This window comes from Microcella humidisoli (assembly GCF_024362325.1).
GTDB classification, from domain to species: Bacteria; Actinomycetota; Actinomycetes; order Actinomycetales; family Microbacteriaceae; genus Microcella; species Microcella humidisoli.
Genome location: NZ_CP101497.1, coordinates 2,574,850 through 2,599,041 on the forward strand (window position 1 = coordinate 2,574,850; position 24,192 = coordinate 2,599,041).

Here is a 24,192-nt window from a genome sequence, read left to right on the forward strand (position 1 = left end):
GCGCACCGCGTGCGGGCGGCGCACGCCCACTCTACCGAGCGGGACCGCCGGGTTCAGGGAGCGACGGCGTCGAGGTCGTCGGCCACCGGGTCGACGACGGGCTCGCCACGGTAGAGCGCCTCGAAGGTGTCGAGGGTGCGGTTGATGTCGTGGCCCTGCACGATGCGCAGACTTTCGCGCTTGAGTTCGAGCAGCTCGGCGTGCGGCATCGTGAAGACCTTCGTCAGCAGCGCGGCGAACTGGTCGACATCACCGGGCTCGTAGAGGAACCCGTTCTCCCCGTCGTGGATGAGGTGGGGCAGCGCCATCGCGTTCGCCCCGATGACCGGCAGGCCCGAGGCCATGGCCTCCATCGTCGCGATCGACTGCAGCTCGGCGCGCGAGGGCATCGCGAAGACGGATGCCCGGGTGAGCTGCTGGCGCAGGTACGACTCGGGCGCGTGGCCCGCGAAGTGCACGCGGTGCGAGATGCCGAGTTGCGCGGCGAGCCGTTCGAGCGCCGGACGCTGCTCGCCGTCGCCGATGATCTCGACCTTCACGTCGAGCGCGGGGTCGAGCTTCGCGGCGGCGCGCAGCAGCTCTTCGATGTGCTTCTCGGCCTCGACGCGGCCGAGGAACAGCACGACGTTCTCGGTGCGCGGCTCGAGATTCGGCGTGTAGTGGTCGATGTGCAGTCCGCAGCTGATCGGGTGCACCTCGGTGAGCTCGGTGTACTTCTCGAGGTAGTCGGCGGCTTTGCGGGTCGGTGTCGTGACGGCCTCGGCGAGCCCGAAAGTGCGGCCCGCGGCCTTCCAGGCCGCGCGGATGGCGGGTTCGCGTAGGGCGCCGACGAAGGGGGTGAACTGCAGGCCGTTCTCGGGCATGAAGTGGTTCGTGCCGATGACGCGGATGCCGCGCTTGACGGCCTCGCGCGCGAGACCCCGGCCGACGACGATGTGCGACTGGAAGTGCACGACGTCGGGCTTGACGGTGTCGAGGATGCGCGCGGCGTTCTGCTCGATGCGCCAGGGCAGTGCGTACCGGAGCCAGGGGTGCGGGTACCAGCGCCAGGAGCGCAGCCGGTGCACCGTCATGGGCTGGTCTTCGTGCACCTCGGTGCGGGTCACGTTGGGGCCGCCCTCGGCACCGGGCGCGACGATGTGCACCTCGTGGCCGCGCTCGACCAGGCCGGCGGCGAGGCGCTCGGCGAACTTCGCGGCGCCGTTGACATCGGGGCCGAAGGTGTCGCCGCCGATCAGTACGCGGAGGGGGCGGTTCGCAGAGCCGCCGTCATGCGGAACATCAGGCACAGTGGTGGTGATCCTTGCTTCTCGGTGGTGGGCGCCGCTCGAACGCGTACGCGAGCGAGCGCCGGGGACAAGAGGAGAACCGTCGCCCTACGCTACCGCAGGGCGCCCTGCCCGCGCGGGAGGGCATCCCCCCGGATCGACGACGGTTCAGCGGTGGGTCTGCGGGTGGTGCTTCGCGAGCTGCAGCACGCCGAAGATGGCGACCGCTCCCGCGACGACAGCGACGATCGCGAAGGCGGGCGGGATGAGCGCGGCCTCACCGAGCACGACGACGCCGATGAGCACCGCGACGAGCGGGTCGACGACCGTGAGCCCCGCGATGACGAGGTCGGGAGAGCCGACCGAGTACGCGGTCTGCACGAAGTAGCTGCCGAGTGCCGCCGACGCCAGCAGGGCGACGATCGCGAGCACCGTGAGCCACTCGAAGTTGTTGTTGAGGATGCGGTTGATGACGACCTTCGCGAGCGTCGCCACGAAGCCGAACAGCACCCCCGCCCCGACGATGTAGAACATCGCGCCGACGCTGCGTCGCGCGAAGGCGAAGGCGGCACCGAACGCCGCGAGCACGAGGCCGAGGATTCCGAGCACGATGAGCAGTTGCACCTCGGTGATCTCGTTCTCGATCGCGTACACCGCCGCGATGGCGACGAAGATGCCGACGCCGCTGACGCACATGGCGATGGCCCGGATGGCGTTCCGGTCGAGCTTGATCTTCGACACTCGCGCGTTGAGCACCGCGGTGATGACGAGGGCGACAACGCCGAGCGGCTGCACGACGATGAGGGGCGCGAAGCCGAGGCTCGTGAGCTGGAACAGGATGGCGAGGCCCAGCATGAGGGTGCCGATGACCCATGACGGCCGGGCGAGCAGGTGCATGAGCTGCCGGATGCTGAGGCCCGCCTTGGCCCCGTCGCCGTGGCTCTCCTCGACCCGCGTGACACCCCGGTGCTGGAACTGCGCCCCGAGCGACAGGAAGACGGCGCCGACGAGCGCGATCGGGATGCCGATCGACTGGTACGGGGTGAGGGTGATCTGCTCGGTCAGGTCACTCAGCTCGGGCGGCACCCGGTCAATCTACCGGTCAGGCCGCCGATATTCTGGAGGAATGGCCGCGCTTCCGATCTGCATCACCGGCGAACCGGTGCTCCATTCCGTCGCCGCCGAGGTCGAGGTGATCGACGACGCCCTGCGCGAGCTCGTCGCCGACATGTTCGCGACGATGGAGGCGGCGCCCGGCGTCGGTCTCGCGGCTCCGCAGGTGGGCGTGGATGCTCGCCTCTTCGTCTTCGACTGGACCGACGACGACGCCGTGCGGTGGCGCGGTGTCGCCATCAACCCCGAGCTGCTCGTGAGCCCCGCCCCGGTCGGCGAGGCCGACGAGGAATCCGACTCGGAGGGCTGCCTCTCGGTGCCCGGCGAGCGGTTCCCGCTGCTGCGCTCGGAGCGGGCGCTGCTGCGCGCGATCGACCTCGACGGCGAGCCCTACGAGATCGACGCGACGGGCTGGCTCGCCCGCATCTTCCAGCACGAGTACGACCACCTCGACGGTGTGCTGTACGTCGACCGGCTCGCTCACCCCTACGACCGCGCGGCCGCGAAGGCCATCCGCAAGCGCTCGTGGGGGTCACCCGGGCAGAACTGGCTGCCGGGCCGCGACCACCTCGAGGACTGAGGGGCGCCTAGCCCCAGCCGAGCGCGCGCAGCCCCGCTGCCGTCGCCGCCGCCGCGACGATCACGACGATGAACGGCACGCGCAGCGCGAAGAGGCCCGCCGCGACCGCGAGGGCGGGCAGGCGGGCGTCGATCGCGATGCCCTGCCCCGCCCCGATCGTCTGCACGACGATGAGCGCCGAGAGCAGCGCGACGGTCGTGAGATCGGCCGTGCGCGCCGCCGTCGGCGCCGCGAGCACGCGGGGCGGCACGAGCGAGCCCAGAAGCTTCGTCGCGAGCACGAGGATCGACGCGAGCAGGATGATCTGCCAGACCGTCATGCGCCCTCCCCCGTCTCGGCCCGGCGAGCGAACAGGTTGGGCACGCCGACCGCGACCGCCACGAGGGCGGCGACGAGCACCGGCACGCCCTGCGGCAGCGCGGGCAGCAGCACGGCGGCGACGACGGCGGCTCCTCCGGCCACGACGAGGGGCTGCAGCGCTGTCAGGCGGGGCCACACGAGGCCGAGGAAGGCCGCCCCGGCGGCCGCATCCAGCCCGAACTGGCGCACATCGCCGAGCAGGTCGCCCAGCACGGCGCCGAGGAGCGTCATGAGGTTCCACCCGACGTAGATGATGGCCCCGGTCGCCCAGAACCCGATGCGCTGGCTCTCGAGCGTCGGCTGCGCCGTGGCGACCGCCGTCGACTCGTCGATCGTGAGGTGGCCGGCGAGCAGGCGCTTGGCCCAGCCCGGGCCGATGATCGGCGAGACCCGGATGGCGTACAGACCGTTGCGCAAGCCGAGCAGGGTGGCGCCCGCGATCGCGGCGGGGCCGGCCGCGGTGCCGCCCGAGGCCAGCACTCCGATGAGGGCGAACTGCGAACCGCCCGAGAACATGACGAGGCTCAGCACGCAGGCCTGCCAGATGTCGAGTCCCGACGCGACCGCGAGCGCACCGAACGAGACGCCGTACGCCGAGACCGCGAGGCCGACCGCGAGGGATGCGCGCCAGGCGGCCCGGCGCTCAGTCGCGGCGGACATCGGCCGCGAGTGCCTCGGCACCCCGCGAGCCGGTGGCGCGAGTCGTCACGAGCGGTCCAGCTTCACCCCGTGCACGCCGTTGTGGAAGCGGAGGGCGGGGAAGACGACGGACAGTGAGAAGCCGACACCGGGAACAGTGGACGCCGTGAGGATGCCGCCGTAGAGCTCGGCGCGCGAACGCATCTCGTGGATTCCGCGCCCGCTCGGCTCGTCGGTCAGCGCCTTGAGGTCGTCGTCGATCGTGTACCCGACCGCGCTCGCGTCGTTGGGGTCGAGTCCCGCACGGCGCGCCGAGGACCGGATGCCGTCGTCGTCGACCTTCACGTGCAGGCCCTCGGTGCCCCACGTGAAGCTCACGCGCGCCGCCGTGCCCGGCCCGCCGTAGCTCAGGGCGTTGGCGAGCGCCTCCTGCAGGATGCGGTAGATCGCGAGCTCGGCCCCCGGCTGCAGGTCGAAGGGTTCGCCCGACTCCTCGAAGACGACCTCGAGACCGCTCTCGCGCATGGCGTCGAAGAGCTCGCTCGTCGAGGTGAGCCGCGGCTGCGGCGCCGCGCTCGCCTCTCCCTCGCTCGCGAGGCCGATCACGCGGCGCAGGTCGCCGAGCGTCGTGCGCGCGGCCTCGCCGATCGACTCTGCGGCCCGCGCGGCGGCCGACGGATCGGCGCTCGCGGCGTAGCGGGCCCCGTCGGCCTGGCTGATGATGCCCGTGAGGGCGAGCACCGAGACCTCGTGCACTTCGCGGATGATGCGCAACCGCCCGGTCTGCTCGGCCAGACCGAGTTCGAGGTCGATGCGCTGGCGCTCGGCAGCCGCGCGGTCGAACGCGGTGCGCCGGGCACGACCGCGGGCCCGCAGCCATGCGACGAGCAGCACGATGCCGAGCACGAGCAGCAGGGCGGTGGATGCCGTGAGCACCATCGCGAGCATCGTCGCGTCGGTCGCCACCGCGTCGAGGGGCGTCGTCGCGAGCATCGCGGGCTCCTTCGAACGGAAGACGGTGCTTCACCACGATAACGCCGTGGTGCGTGGATGAGGAGACGTGGCTCCCCGACTTGGACTCGAACCAAGAACCTGCCGGTTAACAGCCGGCTGCTCTGCCAATTGAGCTATCGAGGATCGCTGAAACAGCCCTGCCAATCTAGCAGAATCACGAGGGCCCGTTGTGCGCTCAGTACCCCGCGGCCGGGTCGACGATGCCGACGAAGCGGCTGTCGCCGAGGAACGCCCGCACGTTCTCGGTGATGCGGCGCGCGAGCAGCGGTGCCGTCATCTCCGGGGTGTCGGCGGAGTGCGAGGTGATGAGGCAGCGCGGTTGCGACCAGAGCGCGTGCTCGGCAGGCAGAGGCTCGGGCGTCGTGACGTCGAGGCCGGCGCCGAGCAGGCGCTTCTCGCGCAGGGCTTCGGCCACCGCATCCTGGTCGATGAGAGCCCCGCGCGCGATGTTGACGAGGGCGGTCGTCGGGGCGAGCAGCGCGAGCTCTGCGGCGCCGATGAGCGCACGGGTCTCGTCGGTCGCGGCCGCGGCGAGGATGAGCACCTCGGCGCTCGGCAGCACCTCGTGCAGGGAGTCTGTCGTGACGGTGCGGTCGGCCCCCGGCATCGGGCTCGCGGTGCGACGCACGACCGTGATGCGCACGCGATAGGGCTGCAGCAACCGGATGATCTCGGTCGCGATGCCGCCCGCGCCAACGATGACGACGTGCCGGCCGTAGAGCGAGAGCCCGGTGCGCACGGGAGCCCACTGGGCGACCCGCGCCTTCGGGGCGAACTCGCGCAGCACCGCGTGCGCGAGGGCCACAGCGTGCTCAGCAACGGGCTCGGAGTACGCGCCCTTCGCGCTCGTGAAGAGCGGGCCGGAGCCGTCGGCGTAGCGCGCGAGCACCGCCGCGAAGCCGTCGACACCCGCCCACGGCAGCTGCACCCAGCCGATTCCTGGATGCGCCTGCAGAATCTCGGTGAGCTCCTCCGCCCGCTGCTCGCTCAGCCAGACGAGCCCCCGCGTGGCGGACGACAGCTCGCCGATCGCACCGCCCCCCGCGAGCACGGCCTCGGCGAAGAACTCGGAGGCGTGGGGCAGCACGGCGATCTCGCCCGCGACCGGAAGCCGCTCGGGCACGCGCCCCTGCCCGGCCACGGGGTCGCGGTGCTGCTCGGTGAGCAGGAAGGCGGCGTCGGCGGCGAACGTGGCCGAGGCGGTCATGCGGTCACTCGGGGTCACGGGGCATCGCGCCTCTCCTGCTCGGCCCAGCACTGCGCGTCACGCTCGAGCGCGCGCGAGCTGGGCGAGGCGGTCAACATACGGGTGGGAGGGGTCGTCGAGCACGTCGTCGATGCTCCCCATGCCCACGATCGTGCCGCGGTGCAGCACGGCGAGGCGGCGCGAGAGCCGACGCACCTCGCCGATCTCGCTGCTCACGATGAACGCGGCGAAGCCGCGGCGCCGCTGCACTTCGGCGAGGTGGCTGAGGATGGTGCCGCGCACCGTCGCGTCGATGCCCGCCGTGGCCTCGTCCGCCACGAGCAGGTCGGGATCGAGCACGAGCGCCCGGGCGATCGCGACGCGCTGCCGCTGACCGCGGCTGAGCTCGTGCGGGTATTTCGGGATCGTTGCGAGCGTCAGGTGCATCGCGTCGATCGCCTCGGCGACGATGCCGCCCGCGCGCTTCTTGGGGAAGGCCTTGTCGCGCTGGAAGAGCGGCACGGCGACGTTCTCGCCGACCGTGAGGTGCGGATCGAGCACGGTGCCCGCGTCTTGCGGCACATAGCCGACGCGCAGGGCCAGTTCGTCGTCGCCGTGGCGGCGCAGCCGGCGCACGTCGATGCCGAGCACCTCGAGCGATCCGCCCGCGATCTCGACGCCGCGGTCGACGCTGCGCGAGGTGTAGCCGGCGATCGCGCGCGCGAGCGTGCTCTTGCCGCTGCCGGCATCGCCGATGACCGCGAGGGTCTCGCCCGGGGCGATGTCGAGGCTCAGGCCGGTGACGGCGGCGACCGGCCGTCGTGCGACCCCAGAGCGATAGCGCAGGGTGAGGTCGCGGGCGCGCACGGCGGGTTCTGTCACGCGAGCGATCCTAGTCTCCGCGCACGCGGCGACGTTCGGCCTCGAGCTCGACGAGCTCGCGCTGGAGGGCGCGGTGCCGCTCGGGCTCGGCGGTCGCATCGGTGCGCTGCAGGGCCCCGAGCAGCTCGGTCTTGCGCCGCAACAGGTCGCGCTCGATGAGCGACGTCGTGACGCCTCGGCAGTACTCGGCCGCGAACCCCTCGCGAATGGGGAGCGGGGCGATCGCGAGCTGGGTGACGAGCGGGCTGAACGCCTGGGGAGACTCGTCGGCGACCCGGCGCGCCCACTCGCTCGTGCCGTAGGCGTCGATCGCGGCGAGCAGCGCGTCGCGCACCGTCGCGAGCGCGGGCTGGCTGAACGTCGTGTGCAGCGCGCGCCGCGCGGTCTCGAGCGGGATCTCGTCGGGATGCTGCAGCAGCGCCATGAGCAGCTCGCGCTCGAGCCGCGTGACCGGGTCGGTCGGCAGCTGGGCGATCCCGATCGTCGGCGCGATGGCGTCGGCCATCGCGGCGGCGGCATCGCCGACCGGGATGCGCGCTGCGGGCTCCGCCGCCCCCGAGGTGCCCGGCCCCGCCGCGGTGCCGGCGCGGCTCGGCGCGGTGCGGGCCGGGGCGCGTCGCGCCGCGCGCACGGCCTGCGCGACCTCGGTCGGATCCATGCCGATCCATCCCGCGAGCGTGCGGGTGTAGCCCACCGACAGCGACTCGTCGCGAATACCCGCCACGATCGGTGCGGTCGCCCGCAGCGCCGCGACGCGGCCCTCGACGGTCTCGAGGTCGTACGAGTCGAGCTGCCGCCGCACCATGAACTCGTACATGGGCTTGCGGCCCTGGATGAGCAGCCGAACGGCGTCGTCGCCCCGCTGCAGCCGCAGATCGCACGGGTCGAGCCCGTCGGGCGCGACTGCGACATAGGTCTGGGCCGCGAACCGCTGTTCGTCGGCGAACGCGCGGCTCGCGGCCTTCTGACCCGCTTCATCGGGGTCGAACGTGAACACGACCTCGCCGAGGCCGTGCGCGTCGCGGTTGTCGACGTCGCCCATCACGCGACGGATGATCGTGATGTGGTCGCTGCCGAAGGCGGTGCCGCACGTGGCGACCGCCGTGGTGATGCCCGCGAGGTGGCACGCCATGACGTCGGTGTAGCCCTCGACGACGACGACCTGCTTGCCGCGCGCAATGTCGCGCTTGGCAAGGTCGAGCCCGTAGAGCACCTTCGACTTGCTGTACACCGGCGTCTCGGGCGTGTTGAGGTACTTGGGGCCGTTGTCGGTGTCGAGCAGCTTGCGGGCGCCGAAGCCGAGCGTCTGCCCCGTGACGTCTTTGATCGGCCAGATGAGCCGACCGCGGAACCGGTCGTAGGGCTTGCGGTCGCCCTGGCCCTGCAGGCCCGAGGCCAGCAGCTCCTCCGCCGTGAAACCGAGGCCGCGCAGGTGGTCGCCGAGGGCCTCGTACGAGTTCGGGGCGAAGCCGATCGAGAAGCGCTCGGCGGCGATCGCGTCGAAGCCCCGCTCACCGAGGAAGCGCCGAGCGGGCTCGGCCGCGGGCGTGCCGAGCTGGTCGCGGAAGAACTGCTCGGCGGCCGCGTTCGCGGACAGCAGTCGGCTGCGGTTGCCCTGGTCGGCTGCGGGGCCGCCGTCTTCGTAGTGCAGCGCGTAGCCGAGGCGTCCGGCGAGGCGCTCGACGGCCTCACTGAAGGTGACGTGGTCCATCTTCTGCAGGAAGGTGAAGACATCGCCGCCCTCGCCGCAGCCGAAGCAGTGGTAGAAGCCGACCTGCGGGCGCACGTGGAAGCTCGGGCTGCGCTCGTCGTGGAAGGGGCACAGGCCCTTCATCGAGCCGACGCCCGCGCTCTTGAGGGTGACGTAGTCGCCGACGATGTCGGCCAGATTCGTGCGCGACCGGACCTCGTCGATATCGCTGCGTCGGATCAGGCCTGCCACAGCGCCGATTCTAGGCCCGGGGTGCTGAGCGCCGTTCCGGCCGCCGACAGGCTCAGGGAACGAGCCGCTCGTGCCAGCTCATCGCGCTCTGGTCGGTGAGCGAGGCGACCTGGTCGACGATGACGCGGCGGCGGGCGTCGTCATCGCCGGCCGCCCGGAAGTCGTCGGCGAACGCGCGATCGAGCGCATCCGGACCCGCCGCCCAGAGGGCGTCGGCGAGCTCGACGAGCAGCGCGCGCTGGCGGGCGTAGATGGGCTGGCGGGCGTTCGTCGACATGACGTTGGCGGCGACGATGCCCTTGAGCACGGCGATCTCGGCCTGCGTCTCGCGCGGCACCACGACGTCGGCGCCGAATCGGGCGAGCGCGCCCTGAGGATGTGCCTCGCGCGTCGCGTGCACGGCCTCGTGCGCGAACCGCCCGATCAGCTGGCTCGTGAGGTTCTTGAGGCGGGCGAGGTCGCGACGGGAGCCGTCCCACGTCTCGATCCACGCGTCGAGGTGGTCGAGCCGGTCGAAGGCCGCGATGAGCTCGTCGTGGCTGATCTCGCCGCCGATCCACTCGAACATCGCGTCGACGAGGGCGTCGTGGTCGACGCGAGCGCTGAGCGCGGGCACATCGAGGTACCCGCTCACGATGGCGTCTTCGAAGTCGTGCACGCTGTAGGCGATGTCGTCGCTCAAGTCCATGACCTGCGCCTCGATGCAGCGCACGCGGTCGGGCGAGCCGCCGCGCATCCACTCGAAGGCGGCCGCGTCGTCGTCGTAGAAGCCGAACTTGCTGCGACCGCTCGGGTCGGGGATTCCCTGCGACTGGGGCCACGGGTACTTCGTGCTCGCGTCGAGGCTCGCGCGCGTGAGGTTGAGTCCGTAGCTGCGGCCGTCGGGCCCGAGCACCTTCGGCTCGATGCGCGTGAGCAGGCGCAGGGTCTGCGCGTTGCCCTCGAAGCCGCCGAAGTCGGCCGCCCAGTCGTTGAGGGCGCGCTCGCCGTTGTGCCCGAAGGGCGGATGCCCGAGGTCGTGGGCGAGGCACGCCGTGTCGACGACATCCGGGTCGAGACCGAGGCTCGTCGCGAGCTCGCGGCCGACCTGGGCGACCTCGAGCGAGTGCGTCAGTCGGTTGCGCGCGAAGTCGAGGCCCGCCGTGGGGCTCAGCACCTGGGTCTTCGCGGCCAGGCGGCGCAGGGCGCTCGAGTGCAGCAGGCGGCCGCGGTCGCGCGCGAAGTCGCTGCGGCGACTTCCGCCGTGCTCTTCCGGCAGCCAGCGCTCGGCGTCGGCCGGGCCGTAGCCCGGCGTGAGGTCGTCGTGCACGCTCAGCCGCCCGAGTGGTGCAGCTCGGCGGCGGTGACCTCGGCACGGCTCGCGCCCGTGAGCTCGCGGCTCTCGAGCCAGCGATCGGGCAGGGCGGGCTTCTTCGGGGTGCCGGCGCGGCCGCGCTGGCCCTCGGCGGCCTCGCCCGGGTAGGGCGCGTCGCGGTCGAGCTCGCCGAGCAGGTCGTCCATGTGCTGCAGGCTCTCGACCGCGGCGAGGCGCGCGCGCAGCTCGCCGCCGACCGCGTAGCCCTTGAAGTACCAGGCCACGTGCTTGCGGATGTCGCGGCAGGCCTTGGCCTCGTCGTCGAAGAACTCGACGAGCAGCTCGGCGTGGCGACGGAAGGCGTCGGCGACCTCGCCGAGACCCGGCATGGCCTTGTGCTCCTCGCCGCGGAACGCCGCCGAGAGGTCGCCGAAGAGCCACGGACGCCCCAGGCAGCCGCGCCCGACCACGATGCCGTCGCAGCCCGACTGCTCGACCATGCGCAGGGCATCCTGCGCCGACCAGATGTCGCCGTTGCCGAGCACGGGAATGCTCGTGATGGTCTCCTTGAGCGTGCCGATGGCGTCCCAGTCGGCGTTGCCGGAGTAGAAGTCGGCGGCCGTGCGCGCGTGCAGAGCGACGGCGGCGACCCCCGCCCCCTCGGCGGCCTTCGCGGCCTCGAGGTAGGTGAGGTGGTCGGCGTCGATGCCCTTGCGCATCTTCACCGTGACGGGGATGTCGCCCGCGGCCTTGACGGTCGCCTCGACGATGCGACGGAAGTGGTTCAGCTTCCAGGGCAGGGCGGCTCCCCCGCCCTTCTTGGTGACCTTGGGAACAGGGCATCCAAAATTCATGTCGATGTGGTCGGCGAGCCCCTCGCCCGCGAGAAACGCAGCCGCCTCGCCCGCCGTCGTCGGGTCGACGCTGTAGAGCTGGATGCTGCGCACCGTCTCGCTTTCGTGGTGCGTGATCAGGCGCAGGCTCTCGGGCGTGCGCTCGACGAGCGCGCGGCTCGTGATCATCTCGCTCACGTACAGCCCCGCGCCGTACTCGCGGCACAGCCGCCGGAACGCCGTGTTCGTGATGCCCGCCATGGGCGCGAGCACGACGGGCACGCTCAGCGGGATCGGGCCGATGCTGAGCGGCTTCGCGGCGGGCGCGGGCAGAGTGGCGGTGGACATGAGGGTTCTATTCTCCCAGGTCGCGCCGGGATGCGCGGTCAGGGCGGCAAACCGACGTCAGCGGGCCGCCATCGCGTGGGCCTGCTCGATGATGCGCACGGTCTCGAGGGCGTGGCGAGCATCCACCGGCACCGGGGCGCCGTCGCGGATGCTCGCCGCCACCTGCGCGTAGAAGTCGGGGTAGCCGCCGGCCTCGGTGGGCACGGCGACGAGCGGCTGCTCGCCGTTGTCGATGCCGAGCAGCCCCCACTCGGCCTTCGGGGTCTCGCCGTAACCCTCGCTGCCGGGCCAGCGGCCGACCTTGAGGTCGGGCTCCTGCCCGTCGAGGCCGTAGACGCTGTAGCCGCTCGTGTCGCCGAGCACGCGGAACCGCGGCCCGCTCTGCGCCGCGACCCGGCTCATCGTGAGGTGGCTGCGCACGCCGCTGTCGTGGCGGAGCGAGACGAACGCGTCGTCTTCACTGCCGAGGCCCTCGCGCACCGCGCGCAGCTCGGCGACCTCGAGTGTCGCGGGGCCGAAGAGCGTGAGCGCCTGATCGATGAGGTGGCTGCCGAGGTCGAAGAGGATTCCGCCGCCCTGCGCCGGGCTGATCTGACCCTGCCACTGGTCGCGCTTGGGCGCGCCGAAGCGCTCGAACGTCGACTCGAAGCGGTGCACGGTGCCGAGGGCGCCGGTGTTCACCAACTTGGTGACGGTGCGGAAGTCGCCGTCCCACCGCCGGTTCTGGAACACCGTGAGCGGGCGCCCGGCCGTCTCCGCTGCGGCGATGATCGCCTCCGCGTCGGCGACGGTCGGCACGAAGGGCTTGTCGATGACGACGGCCGCCCCGGCCTCGAGGGCGGCGACGGCCTGCTCGCGGTGCACGTGCGGCGGCGAGGCGAGCACGACGAGGTCGAGGTCGGCGGCCTGCGCGAGCAGGGCATCCGTCGACATGATCTGCGCGCCCGGATGCGCGGTGCGCGCCTGCGCCGCCCGGTCTTCGTCGCTCGTCGCGATGGCCGCGATCGTGAACGCCGGATTCGTAGCGAGGAAGGGGGCGTGGAAGACTCGACCCGCGAGTCCGAAGCCGATGATGCCCGCTCTCAGGGGTGCGCCGTTGCTCATGGGCTCAGCCTAGAACGCGGGAGGCGGGACGATGACAGTGGGCGGACGCGAGCGCGTGGCGGCCGACGCGGCGGCGCGCGGGCTGACGGTCGAATTCATCGAGCGGATGCGGGCCTCGTCGCTCGAGGAGGCCGCGTCGTTGCTCGGCATCACCCCGGCCGACATCGTCAAATCGCTCGTCGTGAAGCGCAGCGACGGCACGTCCCTCTTCGCGCTGATCCCCGGCGACCGCCAGATCTCGTGGCCGAAGCTGCGGGCCACCGTGGGCGTCAACAAGCTGCAACTGCCCTCGCCGGAGCTCGCGCTGTCAGCGACGGGGTACGAGCGCGGCACGATCACGCCACTCGGTTCGACGACCGCCTGGCCGGTGTATGCCGATGCCGGCATGGTGGGGCGGCGTGTGTCGATGGGCGCGGGCGAGCACGGCTACTCGCTCTTCGTCGAGGCCGACGAGCTGCTCGTCGCCCTCGGTGCCGTCGTCGCCGACATCAGCGAGCCGCTCGCGCCCCGCTGAGTTCCGCGCTCGTCTCCACAATTCAGGAGACGGACGCGCGAACTGCCGCGTGGGAGCCCTCGCACGGCGTGTCGGGCGGCTGGGGCTGCTGCTACTCCTGAATTGTGGAGACGCCCGAGGGCGCCTGGGGTGCGGGGAGCAGGCAGGCGTCGCCCTCGCAGGCCTCGGCGGCGGGGTCGCCGAGCATGGCGAAGGGCTTCGGCGCAGCATCCATCGTCATGATGCCTCGACGGGGGTCGACTCGCGCTCGGCCGCGGCCTTCTGCAGCGCGGCCAAGAAGGTCGCGCTCTCCTGGGCACCCGAGATGCCGTACTTCTCGTCGATGACGAAGAACGGCACGCCCTGGATGCCGTACGCCACCGCCTGCGCCATGTCGGCCTTCACATCGGGCAGGTAGGTGTGCTCGGCGAGCGCGGTTGCTGCGGCATCGCGGTCGAGCCCCACCTCGGCGGCGAACTCGGCCAAGTCAGCGGCGCGACCGATGTGACCGCCCTCGGTGAAGTAGGCGCGCAGCAGGCGCTCCTTCAGCTCGACCTGCTTGCCGTGCGCCTTGGCGAAGTGCAGCAACTCGTGCGCGAGCACCGTGTTGGTCTGGTGGATGCGGTCGTAGTGGTAGTCGAGGCCCACCGACTCGGCGATGCCGCTCACGCGGTCGACCATCTGCTGCGCTTGCTCGGGGCTGATGCCCTTGCGCTGACTGAGGTAGTCGACGGGCGAGCCCTCGAAGTCGACCGGCGTATCGGGCGCGAGCTCGAAGCTGCGGTACGTGACCGTGACGTCGCCCTCGAACTGCTCGACGGCGGCCTCGAACTTGCGCTTGCCGATGTAGCACCAGGGGCACTGCACGTCGGACCAGATCTGCACGTCGATGGGGTTGCTCATGCTGAGGTCAACGCGGCCCGCCCGGGGGTATTCCCACCTCACCCCGCGCGGGCGGGTCTCCACAATTCAGGAGTCACGCGCGGGTGCAGCCCCGGCGGAGCGCTCTCACGGCGTGTCGCGGGCCTCCCGACCTGCGCGAGTCCTGAATTGTGGAGATCGACGAGGATGCCGCGCTCGCGCAGCGCGCGCACGAGAGCCGCCTGCACCTCGGGCCAGCGGGTGAAGACCTGCCGGGCGCTCGGCCGCACCGCGTGCAGCCCGACCTGCGTGATGGCGAGGTCGCGCGCACGATCGTCTTCGAACCGATCGCGGTGATGCTCCTCGCCATCGACCTCGACGGCGACCGTGCCCTCGAGCACGAGATCGATCGTCTCGAGCCCGTCGGTGAACCCGACCTGCGTGCTGACCTGCACGCCCGCGGCGCGCAGTCGCGTGCGCGCCAGGCTCTCGGGCAACGAGTCGCAGTTCTCGACGCTCGCGTCAACGAGCCACCGAAGAGGCCCCAGCCGTTCGCGCAGTGCGGCGAGCTCGATGCGATCAAGCCGGCCGGTGCGGCGCGCCCAGTCGAGCACGGCGATCGCCTGGTCGGCGGGCTCGGTGCGGCAGACGAGCTCGATCGCCTCGGGGAGGTCGACGATGCCGGTCGTGGAACCCCGATCGTGCACCGGCGCCACCCAGTGCACGACGGCACCGTCGTCGTGAGCATCCGCCCGCCGGATGTCGCGGCGCCACTGGCTGCGCAGCCGTGCGGCGTTGACGGGCACGGCGACGTGCAGCGGGCGGCGGCCGAGCACCCAGCCGCCGAGCGCGGCCACCGCGCTCATGCCCGTGAGACGCCCGCCGACACGCATGGCCCGGAAACGCGGATCGCGCTCACCCCAGCTGGAGTACCAGCCCCGACGGGGGCGGTTGAGCGATCCGGCCCTCAGCGCTCGGCGCAGATCGTGGTCGGTAGCGCCGAGCTCGTGCAGCCGGCGTCGGTCGAGAGCGCCGCCGTGGCGGGCGACGAGGTGCGCAGCATCCATGGCCGCAGGATGCCCGGCGCGCGCACCCTGCCGACCGCCAGCTCTGCTCCCGCACGTGCGGCAGCGCGACCCGCCCCGTGTGAGGGACGCCCCGACCCCGGTGCGCTTCCACAATTCAGGAGACGGCGACGGTGAGTGCGCCCGACACGCCGACCAGGGCCCGCGGATGCCCTCCCGAGCGCCGCGACTCCTGAATTGTGGAGACCGGCGCGGGTCGGGGGTCGGGCGGCGCAGGCCGCGCGGGTTAAGAGCCGAGCAGCTCGCCGGCCAGGTACGCCTCGAGCTTCTCGAGCGGGATGCGCTCTTGCGCCATGGTGTCGCGCTCGCGCACCGTGACGGCCTGGTCGTCGAGGGTGTCGAAGTCGACCGTGACACAGAACGGCGTGCCGATCTCGTCCTGCCGGCGGTAGCGGCGGCCGATCGCGCCCGCGTCGTCGAAGTCGACGTTCCAGTGCTGGCGCAGGCGGTCGGCGAGCTCGCGCGCGACGGGCGAGAGCTGCTCGTTGCGCGACAGCGGCAGCACCGCCGCCTTGATGGGCGCGAGGCGTCGGTCGAGGCGCAGCACCGTGCGCTTGTCGACACCGCCCTTCGTGTTGGGCGCTTCGTCTTCGGAGTAGGCGTCGACGAGGAAGGCCATGAGCGAGCGCGTGAGCCCCGCCGCGGGTTCGATGACGTACGGCACCCAGCGCTCTTCCTTGCTCTGGTCGAAGTACGAGAGGTCGACCCCGGAGTGCTCGCTGTGGGTCTTCAGGTCGAAGTCGGTGCGGTTGGCGATGCCCTCGAGCTCGCCGAACTCCGAGCCCGTGAAGCCGAAGCGGTACTCGATGTCGACCGTGCGCTTCGAGTAGTGCGAGAGCTTCTCCTGCGCGTGCTCGTACAGCCGCAGGTTCTCCGGCTTGATGCCGAGATCGGTGTACCAGGCGAGGCGGGTGTCGATCCAGTACTGGTGCCATTCCTCGTCGGTGCCGGGCTCGACGAAGAACTCCATCTCCATCTGCTCGAACTCGCGCGTGCGGAAGATGAAGTTGCCGGGCGTGATCTCGTTGCGGAACGACTTTCCGATCTGGCCGATGCCGAACGGGGGCTTCATGCGGGCCGCGTTGAGCACGTTGACGAAGTTGACGAAGATGCCCTGGGCGGTCTCGGGGCGCAGGTAGTGCATCCCGGATTCTTCTTCGACCGGGCCGAGGTACGTCTTGAGCAGCCCCGAGAACTCCTTGGGCTCGGTCCACTGGCCGCGCGTGCCGCAGTTGACGCAGACGATGTCGGCCAGGCCGTTCTCAGGCGCGCGGCCCTTCTTCTCCTCGTACTCCTCCTCGAGGTGATCAGCCCGGTAGCGCTTGTGGCAGCTGAGGCACTCGACGAGCGGGTCGCTGAAGACCTCGACGTGGCCGGAGGCCTCCCACACACGGCGGGGCAGGATGACGCTCGAGTCGAGCCCGACCACGTCGTCGCGGCGCGTCACCATCGCGCGCCACCACTGGCGCTTGATGTTCTCCTTCAGCTCGACGCCGAGGGGCCCGTAGTCCCACGCCGAGCGCGAACCGCCGTAGATCTCACCGGCCTGGAAGACGAAGCCGCGCCGCTTGGCGAGCGCGATGACGTTGTCGAGCCGAGAGGGGGCAGCCACGGGGAGGTCTCCAATTCCGGCCGAGCTGGATGCCCGGCGCCGAGTAACGCAATGCCGAGAAGTCTACTGATCACGGGTCGTGTAGCCGCGCGCTCGCGGGCTACGCGGAAGGAGCATCCACCGCCCCGCCGAAGCGGCGGTCGCGGCGCGCGTAGTCCTCGATGGCATCCCACAGGTGCCGCCGCCGGAAGTCGGGCCAGAGCGTGTTGAGGAAGACCATCTCGGCGTAGGCGCTCTGCCAGAGCATGAAGTTGCTCGTGCGCTGCTCGCCGCTGGATCGCACGAAGAGGTCGACGTCCGGCTGGTCGGGCTCGTAGAGGTGCTTCGCGATCGAGCGCTCGGTGATGCGCGCGGGGTCGATGCGACCGGCCGTGACGTCGGCGGCGAGGGCGCGTACGGCATCCACGAGTTCGATGCGGCCGCCGTAGTTAACGCACATCGTCAGGGTGAGGCCCGTGTTGCCAGCCGTGCGGGCCTGGGCCTCTTCGAGCTCGCTGATGACGCTGCGCCACAGGCGCGGGCGGCGGCCGGCCCAGCGGATGCGCACGTTCCAGGCATCAAGCTGGTCACGGCGGCGGCGCAGCACCTCGCGGTTGAAGCCCATGAGGAAGCGCACCTCGTCGGGGCTGCGGCTCCAATTCTCAGTGCTGAAGGCGTAGACGCTCAGGTGCTGCACGCCGATCTGCACGGCACCGGCAACGACATCGAGCAGGCTCGCCTCGCCCGCGCGATGGCCCTCGACGCGCGTGAGGCCCTGGCGGTTGGCCCAGCGGCCGTTGCCGTCCATGACGATGGCGACGTGCTGCGGCACGAGTTCTCTCCGCAATTCAGGAGGCTGCTCGCCCGTCCAGTCAATCGGGCGCAGCGGTTCGGCGTGTCGCGGCTCCCTGCTCACGCCGACTCCTGAATTGTGGAGGCCGCCGCGGCGGCGTGGGCCAGGTCGCGGTCGGCCTCGCGCTCCGCCTCGCGCGCGTCGTACCGCGCGTCGTGGCGGTCGACGTGCGGCAGCGACCGCAACCCGCGCTCGAGGTGGAACTGCGCGTAGGCCGCGACGATGCCGTTGGCCTGGGCCCGCGCGCGCTCGGAGGCAGCCTCCGCGGTGGCCCAGTCACCCGTGAGCAGGGCGGCGAGCAGCTCGCGCGTCTCGGTGCTGAGTCTTGGGGCGCCGGGCGGGGCGACCTCGTCGGCCACCATGCCTCCCAGCTGCACTACGAATGCGCTGTGGGGGCCGGGCGCGCCGGTGACGGCGCAGTCGCCGAAGGTCGGCGCCCATCCCGCGATCGACAGCGACCGCAGCAGGTAGCTGTCGAGCGTCAGGCCGGGCGGATGATCGCCTCGGGCCAGCGACCGCAGCGCGCCGACCAGCAGCAGGTACTGCTGCACTCCCCCGCCGTCGTCGCCCGTGACGCGGTCGGCCGTCTCGACCATGACGTTGGCGGCCGTGTAGCTGCCGTAGTCGGCCGAAATCTCGGCGCCATATGACCCGAGGCTCTCGGCCTGCTGCACGATGTCGAGGCTGCGGCCGGCGTAGAGCTGCACGTCGGCGACCATGAACGGCTCGAGGCGCGCGCCGAACTTGCTCGCCGTGCGCCGCACCCCTTTGGCCACCGCGCGGATCTTGCCGTGATTGCGGCTGAGCATCGTGACGATGCGGTCGGCTTCGCCCAGCTTGTGGGTACGCAGCACGACGATCTCGTCACGGTAGGTCGGCACCGCTCCAGTATCCCGCGCGCGGGTGCGAACGGGCCCGACGGCGCGGCGGGCATCCGCGATTCGCGCGCTCTTCTCCACAATTCAGGAGAATCGGCGGATGCTCAGCCCAACCCGCGCAACGAGGCCGCTGATTCGGCGAGCTCACGCACCGCGGTGTCGAGCGACTCCTGAATTGTGGAGAAGCCCCAGCTGAAGCGCACCGCGGTGCGGGCGGTGTCGGGGTCGTAGTCCATCGCGAGCAGCACGGGTGAGGGCTCGTCGCGGCCGGCCGCGCACGCCGAGCCGCTCGAGGCGAGGATGCCGCGGTCGTCGAGCGCGATGAGCAGCGGCTCGCCGCCGATGCCCGGCACGACGAACGAGGCGTGGCATGGCAGGCGGCGGGACGGGTGGCCGGTGAGGCGCGCGCCCGGCACGGTCGCGAGCACCTGCGCGATGAAGGCGTCGCGCCGCGCCTCGAGGGCGGCGAGCGGATGCGCCTCGCGCTCGGCCTCCGCGAGTTCCAGCGCGACGGCGAGTCCCACGGCTCCGGCCACGTTCTCCGTGCCCGAGCGGCGGTCGCGCTCCTGCCCCCCGCCGTGGATGAGCGGCTCGATCGCCGCGCCCGTCGGCAGCAGCAGCGCGCCGACCCCCTTCGGGGCGCCGAGCTTGTGCCCCGAGATCGTGACGGCGTCGAGCGCGGCGAGCCCGGCCAGCGGATACCAGCCGGCGTACTGCACGGCGTCGGTGTGCACGAGGGCGCCCACGGCGCGCGCGGCCGCGAGCACCGCGTCGAGCGGCTGGAGGGTTCCCACCTCGTTGTTGGCGGCCTGCACGCTCACGAGCGCCGTGCCGGGTCGGAGGGCGGCGATCGCGGCATCAGCATCCACGACGCCGTCGGCGTCAACCGGGATGCGCCCGACCTCCACGCCGTGCCACCGCTCGAGGTACGCCGCCGACTCGAGCACGGCCTCGTGCTCGATCGCGCTGACGAGCACGTGCCGGTCGCGTCCGCGCGCGATGGCCGCGAGCGTGAGGCCGATGACGGCGAGGTTGTCGGATTCGGTGCCGCCGCTCGTGAAGACGACCTGCGCCGGGCGCACGCCGGCGAGTCGGGCGATGCGCGAGCGGGCATCCGCGAGGGCGTCGGCGGCGCGGCGGCCGAGCGCGTGCGTCGACGAGGGGTTGCCGTGATCCCCCGTGAGCCACGGCCACATCGCCTCGAGCACCTCGCGGCGGGTCGCGGTCGTCGCCGCCTGGTCGAGATCGATGAGGGTCATGGATGCTCGCTAGCGCGCGCCGCCCGCATCGCCACCCGATCCGGGAGTGATCTCGATGTCGAGCCCCAGGTCGAGCGCCGGGGCGCTGTGCGTGAGCGCGCCGACCGAGATGACGTCGACACCCGTCTCGGCGATCGCGCGCACGCTGTCGAGGCTCACGCCGCCGCTCGCCTCGACGATCGCGCGGCCCGCGATGAGCGCGACACCCGCGCGCAGGTCGTCGAGCGCGAAGTTGTCGAGCATGATCGTGTCGGGGTCGGCCGCGATCACGGCGGGCAGCTGATCGAGCCGATCGACCTCGACCTCGAGGTGCATGGTGTGCGGGATGCGCGAGCGCACGGCGCGGATCGCTTGAGTGAGATCGAGTCCCTCCGCCATCAGCACGGCGAGGTGGTTGTCTTTTAGCATCACGGCGTCGCTCAGCGAGAAGCGGTGGTTGTGGCCGCCGCCGGCGCGCACGGCCGCCTTCTCGAGCACGCGAAGCCCCGGCGTGGTCTTGCGCGTGTCGACGAGGCGCACCGGTTCGCCGGATGCGGAGGCCGCGCCCGCGACCGCGTCGACGTAGCGGCGCGTGAGGGTCGCGACGCCGCTCAGCCGTTGCGCGAGGTTGAGGGCGACCCGCTCACCGCGCAGGATTCCCCGCGCGGGGCCCGTGATCGTGGCAACAACCGCGCCCGGCGTCAGCGGGTCGCCGTCGGCGAGGTGCCGCTCGACGACAAGGGTCGGATCGACGCGCGTGAACGCGAGTTCGAGCGCCAGGCCGCCGGCGAGCACGCCGTCGACGCGGCTGACGATGCGCGCGGTGGCCGTCGCGCCCGCGGGGATCGCGGCCTCGCTCGTGGCGTCGCCCCAGGGCGCATCCTCGTCGAGCGCGCGATCGACGATCGCCGTGACGGCCGCGAGGGTCGCGCCGCTGAGCTCGTCGCTCATGCCGGCACCTCCGTGCGAGCATCCGATCTCCACAATTCAGGAGAATCGGCATCGGGGCGCACGACGACACGCCGCACGCGCTGCGCGGGGTCGGTCGACGGGAAGTCGTGGCGCCAGTGGGCGCCGCGCGATTCGGTGCGCGCGAGCGCGGCCGCGGCGGTCAGGCGCGCGAGCGGCAGCAGCGAGCGGGCCTCGTCGTCGGCGGGCCGGGCATCCCCGAGTTCTCGGGCAAAATCGGCCATTTCGTCGCCCGTGCGCTCGAGACCGAGGGCCTGCCAAGCGCGGTCGCGGATGCGGTCGGCCGTCCAAGGGACTCCTCCGGCGAGCAGGGCATCGGGTGCCATCGCACGGCTCACCGGCACCGGGGTGTCGAGCTGATCGGTCGGCAACGACTCCTGAATTGTGGAGACGCGCGCGGCGGCCGGGGCGGGCGGCGCGGCCGCGAGGGCGGGCAGGGGCAGCGCCGGCACCGAGCCCGCGGGGCCGACGGCGTCACCCGCGCGCCACCCGACGACGAGGGCCTCGAGCAGCGAGTTGGAGGCGAGGCGGTTGGCACCGTGCACGCCCGTCGACCCGGTTTCGCCCACAGCGAACAGGCCGGGAACCGTCGTGCGGCCATCCATGTCGGTGAGCGCGCCGCCCATCGCGTAGTGCGCGGCGGGCGTGACGGGCACGGGCTGACGCGCCCAGTCGACGCCGGTCGCGCGCACGAGCGCGTCGATCGTCGGGAAGCGCTCGGCGAGCACGGCGGCGCCGAGCATCGTCGCGTCGAGCAGCACCGGCTGGCCATCCTGCGCCCGCATCTGGCGGGCGATCGCGCGCGCCACGATGTCGCGCGGCGCGAGCTCGGCTCGCGGGTCGACCTCGAGCATGAAGCGGCGGCCCTCGGCGTCGAGCAGCGTCGCGCCCTCGCCGCGCACGGCTTCGGAGACGAGGCCTCCCCCGGCCAGCACGGTCGGGTGGAACTGCACGAACTCGAGGTCGGCGATCGCCGCGCCCGCCGCGTAGGCGAGGATCACGCCATCACCGGTCGACACGGGCGGGTTGGTCGTGTGCCGGTAGAGCCGCCCGTTGCCGCCCGTCGCGAGCACGACGGCATCGGCCGCGACGTGCTCGACCCCATCAGGCCCCTCTACGACCGCCCCGGCGATCGCCCCGTCGCGCACGATGAGCGAGGTCGCGCGAGCGAATTCTCGAGCCCGGATGCGCCCCTCGCGCACCGCGGCGGCCAGAGCCGTCTCGATCACGCGCCCGGTGGCATCTCCGCCCGCGTGCAGCACGCGCGCAACGGAGTGGGCGGCCTCGAGCCCGCGGGCCCAGCCGCTCACGTCGTCGAAGGGCGCAACGGCGCCCGCCGCCGGGTCGAAGGCCACCCCGAGGGCGACGAGGTCGTGCACCCGGGCGGGCCCCTCGGTGCAGAGGATATCGACGGCCGCGGGATCGCTCAGCCCGGCCCCGGCGATGAGCGTGTCGTGCGCGTGCAGCGCGGCCGAGTCGTCGGGGAACACGGCGGCCGCGATGCCGCCCTGCGCCCAGGCGGTCGAGCCGGCCGTGAGCACGTCTTTCGTGACGATCGTGACGTCGTGTCGGCGCGCGGCGCGCAGCGCGGCCACGAGGCCGGCCATGCCGCTGCCGATGACGAGGATGTGGGCCATGGCTCAGTCCCGCGGCTTCGCGGCGAGCATGCGCTCGAGGGCGAGCTTGGCGTCGGCTTGCACGCCCGCGTCGACGACGATCTCGTTGACGACGCGGCCGGCCACGAGCTCCTCGAGCACCCAGGCGAGGTAGCCGGGGTGGATGCGGTACATCGTCGAGCACGGGCAGATGACGGGGTCGAGGCAGAAGATCGTGTGCTGCGGGTATTCGGCCGCGAGCCGGTTGACCATGTTGACCTCGGTGCCGATGGCGAACGTGGTCGGCGACGTGGCGCCCGCGACGGCGCGCCGGATGTAATCGGTCGAGCCCGCCTCGTCGGCCGCATCCACGACCTCCATGGGGCATTCCGGGTGCACGACGACCCGCACGCCGGGGTGCTCTGCGCGCGCCTTCTCGACCTGCCCGACCGTGAAGCGCTTGTGCACGCTGCAGAAGCCGTGCCACAGCACGACGCGGGCGTCGAGCAACTGCTGAGCGGTCGAGCCGCCGAGCGGCTTGCGCGGGTTCCACATGGGCATCTGCTCGAGCGGCACGCCCATGGCCTTGGCGGTGTTGCGACCGAGGTGCTGGTCGGGGAAGAACAGCACGCGCTGCCCGCGCTCGAAGGCCCACTCGAGCACGGTCTTGGCGTTCGAGGACGTGCACACGATGCCGCCGTTCGCGCCGCAGAACGCCTTGAGCGCGGCGGAGGAGTTCATGTACGTCACGGGGATGATCGGCGCGCGGCCCTCGGCGTCGGGCTCCGAACCGTAGACCGAGAGCAGCTCGTCCCACGCCGCTTGCACCGAGTCGATGTCGGCCATATCGGCCATCGAGCATCCCGCGGCCAGATTCGGCAGGATGACGCGCTGCGAATCGCGCGCAAGGATGTCGGCCGTCTCGGCCATGAAATGCACGCCGCAGAACACGATGTACTCGGCGTCGGGCTTCGTGAGGGCGGCGTTGGCGAGCTGGAACGAGTCGCCGAGGAAGTCGGCGTGCTGCACGACCTCGTCGCGCTGGTAGAAGTGGCCGAGGATCACGAGGCGGTCGCCGAGCGCCTCTTTCGCGGCACGGATGCGCGCGTGCAGCTCGTCGTTCGAGGCGTCTTGGTACTCCCGCGGCAGGGCGCCCTGGCGCGGTGACCCGGTGGGGATGACGTCGTGCATCGACGAGCCGGGGCCGTAGCCGGGCACGGAGTCGAAGGCCCACGGGCCCTGGTCGAGCTCGGGGGTGCAGGTCTCGCCCGGCGCCTGGCCGTTCGTGATCAGGCGGATGGTCGTGGCGACGGAGGCGTCGATGGCGGTCATGCGGAGTTCCTCAGGTCGGGCCGGACCGCGCCCGTGGCGCGGCGGCTCAGGGGGCCGGCGTCGACCAGGTCGACGGCGCCGGTGTAGCGGTAGAGGCGCGGAGGGCGGTGGCGGCCGCCCGTGACGACCTCGCCCGTGGGCTCGATGACGCCGCTCGTCTCCATCTGGCGCCGGAAGTTCGCGGGATCGAGAGGCTTGCGCAGCACGGCCTCATACACCTCGCGCAGCTCGGCGAGGGTGAACCGCGGGCCGAGGAAGGCGTGGGCGATGCGGGAGTACTCCATCTTCGTGCGCAGGCGCCAGAGGGCGTAGTCGACGATGAGGTTGTGGTCGAAGGCGAGGTCGGGCAGCTCGTCGGCGGCGAACCACCGCACGTTCTCGCCGAGGGTTACCCGCTCGGCCTCGTCGGGACGCACGAGCGCCCAGTAGACGATCGAGACCAAGCGCTGGTCGGGCGAGCGGTCGACGTCGCCGAAGGCGTAGAGCTGCTCGAGGTAGGTGGGCTCGAGGCGCGTCGTCTCGCCGAGGTTGCGGCGCGCCGCGCCCTCGAGGCTCTCGTCGACGCGCACCATGCCGCCGGGCAGCGCCCAGCGGTCGAGGTAGGGGTCGCGCGTGCGGCGCACGAGCGGCAGCCAGACGCTCGGCGCGCCGGTCGCGTCGGCCCGCAGCGCGAAGATGACGGTCGAGACGGCGAGCCCCAGGCCGATCGTCGTGGTCATGGATGCTCCTTCCGC

24 protein-coding genes and 1 tRNA gene are annotated in these 24,192 nt (G+C 72.0%); 2 read left to right on the forward strand and 23 right to left on the reverse strand.

Annotation, left to right across the window (positions count from 1 at the left end; all coding sequences use genetic code 11):
• Positions 1-53: 53 nt before the first annotated feature.
• Both NNL39_RS12575 and NNL39_RS12580 read right to left on the reverse strand, forming a co-directional pair.
• Positions 54-1,289, reverse strand: a complete 1,236-nt coding sequence (locus NNL39_RS12575) for a glycosyltransferase (protein WP_255159611.1) — start codon at positions 1,287-1,289, stop codon at positions 54-56.
• 147 nt (positions 1,290-1,436) lie between these two features.
• Positions 1,437-2,354 (reverse strand): DMT family transporter, encoded by a 918-nt coding sequence (locus tag NNL39_RS12580; RefSeq protein WP_255159612.1) that lies wholly within the window; start codon positions 2,352-2,354, stop codon positions 1,437-1,439.
• 40 nt (positions 2,355-2,394) lie between these two features.
• On the opposite strand from NNL39_RS12580, the gene def reads away from it, so the two are divergent.
• Positions 2,395-2,961, forward strand: a complete 567-nt coding sequence (gene def / locus NNL39_RS12585) for a peptide deformylase (RefSeq protein ID WP_255159613.1) — start codon at positions 2,395-2,397, stop codon at positions 2,959-2,961.
• Between the two features lie 7 nt (positions 2,962-2,968).
• Here def and NNL39_RS12590 read toward each other — a convergent pair whose 3' ends face one another.
• From NNL39_RS12590 to NNL39_RS12635, 10 genes are all read right to left on the reverse strand, one after another.
• Positions 2,969-3,280, reverse strand: coding sequence for an AzlD domain-containing protein (locus NNL39_RS12590; protein WP_255159614.1), 312 nt, complete (start codon positions 3,278-3,280; stop codon positions 2,969-2,971).
• Positions 3,277-3,981 carry an AzlC family ABC transporter permease gene (locus tag NNL39_RS12595; RefSeq protein ID WP_255159615.1) on the reverse strand — a complete coding sequence of 235 codons (705 nt, stop codon included), beginning with the start codon at positions 3,979-3,981 and terminating at the stop codon, positions 3,277-3,279. The genes NNL39_RS12590 and NNL39_RS12595 overlap by 4 nt, the downstream gene beginning before the upstream one ends.
• Before the next feature lie 45 nt (positions 3,982-4,026).
• Positions 4,027-4,953: a sensor histidine kinase gene (locus tag NNL39_RS12600; protein ID WP_255159616.1), complete on the reverse strand. Its 927-nt coding sequence runs from the start codon at positions 4,951-4,953 to the stop codon at positions 4,027-4,029.
• Positions 4,954-5,021: 68 nt separating this feature from the next.
• Positions 5,022-5,097 (reverse strand) — tRNA-Asn (locus tag NNL39_RS12605).
• Positions 5,098-5,149: 52 nt separating this feature from the next.
• Positions 5,150-6,181: an NAD(P)-dependent oxidoreductase gene (locus NNL39_RS12610; protein ID WP_255159617.1), complete on the reverse strand. Its 1,032-nt coding sequence runs from the start codon at positions 6,179-6,181 to the stop codon at positions 5,150-5,152.
• Positions 6,182-6,238: 57 nt separating this feature from the next.
• A complete protein-coding gene (locus NNL39_RS12615; RefSeq protein WP_255159618.1) occupies positions 6,239-7,042 on the reverse strand; it encodes an ATP-binding cassette domain-containing protein in 804 nt (267 codons plus the stop codon).
• A gap of 10 nt (positions 7,043-7,052) precedes the next feature.
• Positions 7,053-8,984, reverse strand: coding sequence for a DNA primase (gene dnaG / locus NNL39_RS12620; protein ID WP_255159619.1), 1,932 nt, complete (start codon positions 8,982-8,984; stop codon positions 7,053-7,055).
• A 52-nt stretch (positions 8,985-9,036) separates the two neighbouring features.
• Positions 9,037-10,293 carry a deoxyguanosinetriphosphate triphosphohydrolase gene (locus NNL39_RS12625; RefSeq protein WP_255159620.1) on the reverse strand — a complete coding sequence of 419 codons (1,257 nt, stop codon included), beginning with the start codon at positions 10,291-10,293 and terminating at the stop codon, positions 9,037-9,039.
• A 2-nt stretch (positions 10,294-10,295) separates the two neighbouring features.
• Positions 10,296-11,459, reverse strand: a complete 1,164-nt coding sequence (gene dusB / locus NNL39_RS12630; RefSeq protein ID WP_255159621.1) for a tRNA dihydrouridine synthase DusB — start codon at positions 11,457-11,459, stop codon at positions 10,296-10,298.
• 57 nt (positions 11,460-11,516) lie between these two features.
• Positions 11,517-12,563 (reverse strand): Gfo/Idh/MocA family oxidoreductase, encoded by a 1,047-nt coding sequence (locus NNL39_RS12635; protein WP_255159622.1) that lies wholly within the window; start codon positions 12,561-12,563, stop codon positions 11,517-11,519.
• Positions 12,564-12,594: 31 nt separating this feature from the next.
• On the opposite strand from NNL39_RS12635, the gene NNL39_RS12640 reads away from it, so the two are divergent.
• Entirely contained in the window at positions 12,595-13,077 is a 483-nt protein-coding gene (locus NNL39_RS12640; RefSeq protein ID WP_255159623.1) for an aminoacyl-tRNA deacylase, read from the forward strand.
• A gap of 91 nt (positions 13,078-13,168) precedes the next feature.
• Here NNL39_RS12640 and NNL39_RS12645 read toward each other — a convergent pair whose 3' ends face one another.
• The 11 genes from NNL39_RS12645 to NNL39_RS12695 all read right to left on the reverse strand — a co-directional run bounded on the left by NNL39_RS12645 (position 13,169) and on the right by NNL39_RS12695 (position 24,177).
• Complete coding sequence (locus NNL39_RS12645) at positions 13,169-13,297, reverse strand: hypothetical protein (RefSeq protein WP_255159624.1); 129 nt, start codon at positions 13,295-13,297, stop codon at positions 13,169-13,171.
• Positions 13,294-13,959: a DsbA family oxidoreductase gene (locus NNL39_RS12650; RefSeq protein WP_255159625.1), complete on the reverse strand. Its 666-nt coding sequence runs from the start codon at positions 13,957-13,959 to the stop codon at positions 13,294-13,296. The genes NNL39_RS12645 and NNL39_RS12650 overlap by 4 nt, the downstream gene beginning before the upstream one ends.
• 38 nt (positions 13,960-13,997) lie before the next feature.
• Positions 13,998-14,984: a hypothetical protein gene (locus NNL39_RS12655; protein ID WP_255159626.1), complete on the reverse strand. Its 987-nt coding sequence runs from the start codon at positions 14,982-14,984 to the stop codon at positions 13,998-14,000.
• A gap of 244 nt (positions 14,985-15,228) precedes the next feature.
• Positions 15,229-16,614, reverse strand: coding sequence for a glycine--tRNA ligase (locus NNL39_RS12660; protein WP_255159627.1), 1,386 nt, complete (start codon positions 16,612-16,614; stop codon positions 15,229-15,231).
• Between the two features lie 100 nt (positions 16,615-16,714).
• Positions 16,715-17,509, reverse strand: coding sequence for an isoprenyl transferase (locus tag NNL39_RS12665; RefSeq protein WP_255159628.1), 795 nt, complete (start codon positions 17,507-17,509; stop codon positions 16,715-16,717).
• Positions 17,506-18,327 carry a DNA repair protein RecO gene (gene recO, locus NNL39_RS12670; protein ID WP_255159629.1) on the reverse strand — a complete coding sequence of 274 codons (822 nt, stop codon included), beginning with the start codon at positions 18,325-18,327 and terminating at the stop codon, positions 17,506-17,508. The genes NNL39_RS12665 and recO overlap by 4 nt, the downstream gene beginning before the upstream one ends.
• Before the next feature lie 101 nt (positions 18,328-18,428).
• Complete coding sequence (locus NNL39_RS12675) at positions 18,429-19,583, reverse strand: cysteine desulfurase family protein (protein ID WP_255159630.1); 1,155 nt, start codon at positions 19,581-19,583, stop codon at positions 18,429-18,431.
• Positions 19,584-19,592: 9 nt separating this feature from the next.
• Positions 19,593-20,513 carry a carboxylating nicotinate-nucleotide diphosphorylase gene (nadC, locus tag NNL39_RS12680; RefSeq protein ID WP_255159631.1) on the reverse strand — a complete coding sequence of 307 codons (921 nt, stop codon included), beginning with the start codon at positions 20,511-20,513 and terminating at the stop codon, positions 19,593-19,595.
• On the reverse strand, positions 20,510-22,168 hold the full coding sequence (gene nadB / locus NNL39_RS12685) for an L-aspartate oxidase (protein ID WP_255159632.1): 1,659 nt from the start codon (positions 22,166-22,168) through the stop codon (positions 20,510-20,512). Before nadB ends, nadC begins: the two co-directional genes overlap by 4 nt.
• A 3-nt stretch (positions 22,169-22,171) precedes the next feature.
• The gene (gene nadA, locus NNL39_RS12690; protein WP_255159633.1) at positions 22,172-23,458 is read right to left on the reverse strand and encodes a quinolinate synthase NadA; all 1,287 of its coding nucleotides are present in this window, start codon (positions 23,456-23,458) and stop codon (positions 22,172-22,174) included.
• Positions 23,455-24,177, reverse strand: a complete 723-nt coding sequence (locus tag NNL39_RS12695; protein WP_255159634.1) for an NUDIX hydrolase — start codon at positions 24,175-24,177, stop codon at positions 23,455-23,457. The genes nadA and NNL39_RS12695 overlap by 4 nt, the downstream gene beginning before the upstream one ends.
• Between the last annotated feature and the right edge of the window lie 15 nt (positions 24,178-24,192).